The sequence below is a fragment of the Hydrogenophaga sp. genome, assembly GCF_051007235.1.
Lineage (GTDB): Bacteria > Pseudomonadota > Gammaproteobacteria > Burkholderiales > Burkholderiaceae_C > Hydrogenophaga.
The window spans coordinates 1-3,730 of the sequence record NZ_JBPCSJ010000461.1; the positions used below are offsets into that span (position 1 = coordinate 1).

4 protein-coding genes and 1 pseudogene are annotated in these 3,730 nt (G+C 67.4%); all 5 read left to right on the plus strand.

The window, feature by feature from the left end:
• Positions 1-550, plus strand: a 550-nt coding sequence (locus tag ACR2JA_RS16430) for a pseudaminic acid biosynthesis-associated methylase (protein ID WP_434010148.1), incomplete at its 5' end; no start/stop codon positions are given.
• A 22-nt stretch (positions 551-572) separates the two neighbouring features.
• Positions 573-1,724: an N-acetyl sugar amidotransferase gene (locus tag ACR2JA_RS16435; RefSeq protein WP_434010150.1), complete on the plus strand. Its 1,152-nt coding sequence runs from the start codon at positions 573-575 to the stop codon at positions 1,722-1,724.
• Positions 1,725-1,728: 4 nt separating this feature from the next.
• The gene (hisH, locus tag ACR2JA_RS16440; protein WP_434010151.1) at positions 1,729-2,367 is read left to right on the plus strand and encodes an imidazole glycerol phosphate synthase subunit HisH; all 639 of its coding nucleotides are present in this window, start codon (positions 1,729-1,731) and stop codon (positions 2,365-2,367) included.
• A complete protein-coding gene (gene hisF, locus ACR2JA_RS16445; protein ID WP_434010152.1) occupies positions 2,361-3,125 on the plus strand; it encodes an imidazole glycerol phosphate synthase subunit HisF in 765 nt (254 codons plus the stop codon). Before hisH ends, hisF begins: the two co-directional genes overlap by 7 nt.
• Before the next feature lie 133 nt (positions 3,126-3,258).
• Positions 3,259-3,730, plus strand: a pseudogene (locus tag ACR2JA_RS16450) (UDP-2,4-diacetamido-2,4,6-trideoxy-beta-L-altropyranose hydrolase); the annotation flags it as partial.

A 3,730-nucleotide genomic window follows, 5' to 3' on the forward strand; every position in this document is an offset into this window, starting at 1 on the left:
GGGCGTCGCGCTGATGGCCACCAACCTCGACTTCTTCCGCAATGCCATGACTCAAGCCCCCAGCAACCACAGCAGCATCGAGTTCGGCGCCAACATCGGCATGAACCTCAAGGCGCTCAAGCTGCTGCACCCCGGCATCGACGCGCACGCCATCGAGATCAACGCCGAAGCGGCCAAGCAGTTGGGCAACGTGATCCCGCCAGCGAACGTCCACAACACGTCCATCCTGGACTTCACCCCGGCCCGCCAGTGGGACCTGACGCTCATCAAGGGCGTGCTCATCCACATCAACCCCGAGGTGCTGCCCCAGGTGTACGACAAGCTGTTCGCCGCCTGCAGCCGTTACCTGATGGTGGCGGAGTACTACAACCCGGCGCCGGTGGCCATTCCCTACCGCGGCCACAGCGACCGCCTGTTCAAGCGCGACTTTGCCGGCGAGATCATGGACCGCCACCCGCAACTGCAGCTGGTGGACTACGGCTTCGCCTACCGCCGCGACCCCAACTTCCCGCAGGACGACATCACCTGGTTCCTGATGGAAAAGCGCTGAGCCCTTTTCAAGAGACACGACCATGCTGACCTACTGCAAACGCTGCGTGATGCCGGACACCAAGCCGGACCTGCACCTGGACGAACACGGCATCTGCAACGCCTGCCGCAGCTACGAGGCGCGCAAGGCCGTCGACTGGGACGCGCGCTACCAGGACCTGCTGAAGGTGCTGGAGAAGTACCGCCGCCCGGACGGCAGCCACTGGGACTGCATCGTGCCGGTCAGCGGCGGCAAGGACAGCACCTACCAGGTGGTGCGCATGCTGCAGCTGGGCCTGAATCCACTGTGCGTGACCTCGTCCACCTGCGACCTCTCGCCGCTGGGCCGCGCCAACATCGAGAACCTCAAGCGCCTGGGCGTGGACCACATGGAGTTCTCGCCCAACCCGCTGGTGCGCGCCAAGCTCAACCGCGTGGGCCTCACGCAGGTGGGTGATATCTCCTGGCCCGAACACGTGGGCATCTTCACCATTCCCGTGCGCGCCGCGGTGCAGTTCAACGTGCCGCTGATCGTCTGGGGCGAGAACTCGCAAAACGAGTACGGTGGCCCGGCCGCGGCGGCCGAGAACAACGTGCTCAACCGCCGCTGGCTCGAAGAGTTCGGCGGCCTGCTGGGCATGCGGGTGTCCGACCTGATCGGCCAGGAAGGCATCGAGGCCAAGCACCTGATCCCCTACACCTACCCCACCGACGAAGAGCTGCAGCGCGTGGGCGTGACCGGCCTGTTCCTGGGCCACTACCTCCCGTGGGACGGCCTGTCCAACACGCTCATCGCTTCGGCCAACGGCTTCCAGAGCTACCACAAGGTGGTCGAAGGCTCGATGGTCAACTACGAGAACCTGGACAACCACCAGACCGGCATCCACGACTACTTCAAGTTCCTGAAGTTCGGCTTCGGCCGCGCCACCGACCTGGCCTGCCTGCACATCCGCCGCGGGCGGCTGACACGCCAGGATGGGCTGGAAGCCGTCAAGCGCCTGGACGGCCTGTTTCCCTGGGAGTACCTGGGCAAGCCGATCAAAGAGATCCTGCGGCCGCTGGGAATGACCGAAGACGAGTTCATCCGCGTCTGCGACAAGTTCACCAACAAGAAGATCTTCAAGCGCGACGTCAGCGGGGCCTTGCTGAAAGACCGCGACGGGAACCTGACCAAGATCAATTACGACAACGTCTGATCTCATGAAAGTCGGTGTCATCGACTACGGCGTGGGCAACCTCGGCTCGGTGCTGCGGGCTCTGGAAGAGCTGCGCGTGGCGCCGGTGCTGGTCAACCGCGCGGCCGACATGCACGCCACCGACTGCCTGATCCTGCCCGGCGTGGGCAACTTCGCCGACTGCGCGCGCCTGCTCGACGAGGGTGGCTGGACCACCGCCCTGCGCGACGAGGTGCTGGGCTACAAACGGCCACTGCTGGGTGTGTGCGTGGGCATGCAGCTGCTGGCCGACAGCAGCACCGAAGGAGCGACCGAAGGTCAGGACACGCCGGGCCTGGGCTTCATTCCCGGCCAGGTGCGGCACCTGCGCAGCTTCGGCTGCACCTTGCGCGTGCCGCACGTGGGCTGGAACGGCATCACCCGCACCCGCAGCGATGACCACCTGCTGGCCGGCATGCCCGATGGCACCGACTTCTACTTCGTGCACAGCTACGCCTTCATGCCACAGGACCCGTCCGACGTGCTGGCCACCACCGACTACGGCGTACCGGTCACGGCCGCGGTGCGGCGCGGCCATGTATGGGGCACGCAGTTCCACCCGGAAAAGAGCTCGCGCGCGGGCTTCAGGCTGCTGAAGAACTTCATCGAAGGCCCGGCATGCTGAAGGTGCGCGTCATCCCCACCCTGCTGTGGAAGCAGTTCGGCCTGGTCAAGGGCGTGGGCTTCGACAGCTGGCGCCGCGTCGGCCCGGTGCTGCCGGCGGTCAAGGTCTACAACCAGCGCGAGGTCGACGAACTGGTGCTGGTGGACATCGTGGCCCACCAGGGCAACGACGATCCGGACTTCGAATCCATCGACGAGTTCGGGCAGGACTGTTTCGTGCCGCTCACCGTGGGCGGCGGCATCACCCGCATCGAACAGGTGCAGCGCCTGCTGCGCGCGGGCGCCGACAAGGTCGCCGTCAACACCGCCGCGTACGCGCGGCCCGAGTTGGTCGGCGAGATCGCCCGTCGCCACGGCGCGCAGTGCGTGGTCGCCAGCATCGACGTACGCGCGCAGGACGGCGACTGGGCGTGCTACAGCCACGCTGGCCAGATCGCCACGGGCCGCGAGGTCGTGGCCTGGGCGCGCGAGCTGGAAGACCGCGGCGCGGGCGAGATCCTGATCACCTCCATCGAGCGCGACGGCACCATGCAGGGCTACGACCTGCCGCTGGTCGAGGCCGTGGTGCGCGCGGTGAAGATCCCGGTCATCGCTTCGGGCGGCGCTGGGCATTACCAGCACATGGTCGATGCGGTGACGCAGGCCGGCGCGTCGGCTGTGGCTGCCGCGAGCATCTTCCACTTCACCGAACAGACCCCCGCGGGCGCCAAAGCAGCCCTCGCCGCGGCCGGCGTGCCGGTGCGCCAGGCCTTCAGATGACCCCCCCGCGCCGGTTCGCGTCACCCCCCCAGGGGGGCGGCACTGGCCGTCCGGCAGAGCCGGCCCGGCGGTGCCTCTGGTCGCAGTCACTCAGAGCGTTGCGGGTCGCGCTCGGCGCTGCAGAGCGAACAACGTGAACGAGCTGCCGCGCGTGGCGATCCGTGTCGATGCCTCGGCCGCCATCGGCACCGGGCACCTCAAGCGCTGCCTGTCGCTGGCGCAGGCGCTGACGGAAGCCGGCGCTGAGGTTCGCTTCGTGTGCCGCGAGCTGGACACTGTGGCTGCGCAGGTGCTGGGCACCGAAACATCCACCACACACTGGCTGCCCGCCCCCGCAGAGGCTTTCGCGCCTGAACCCGATGCACCACCGCACGGCGCCTGGGCCGGTGTGCCACAGATGCAGGACGCAGCCGACACCGCACAGACCCTGGCCAACTGGCGTCCCGACACGGTGGTGGTCGATCACTACGCCTTCGACGCTCTGTGGCACCGTGCGGTGCGCGCCGCGCTGGGCTGTTGTGCACAGGACTTGCGCCTGCTGGTCATCGACGACACCGCCGACCGCGTGCTCGACGCCGACGCCCTGCTGGACCACAACTGGGCAC

Bases quoted from the DNA above. Each gene is read 5' to 3' on its own strand.
- ACR2JA_RS16435 (WP_434010150.1), top strand. From the start codon at position 573: ATGCTGACCTACTGCAAACGCTGCGTGATGCCGGACACCAAGCCGGAC.
- hisH (WP_434010151.1), top strand. From the start codon at position 1,729: ATGAAAGTCGGTGTCATCGACTACGGCGTGGGCAACCTCGGCTCGGTG.
- hisF (WP_434010152.1), top strand. From the start codon at position 2,361: ATGCTGAAGGTGCGCGTCATCCCCACCCTGCTGTGGAAGCAGTTCGGC.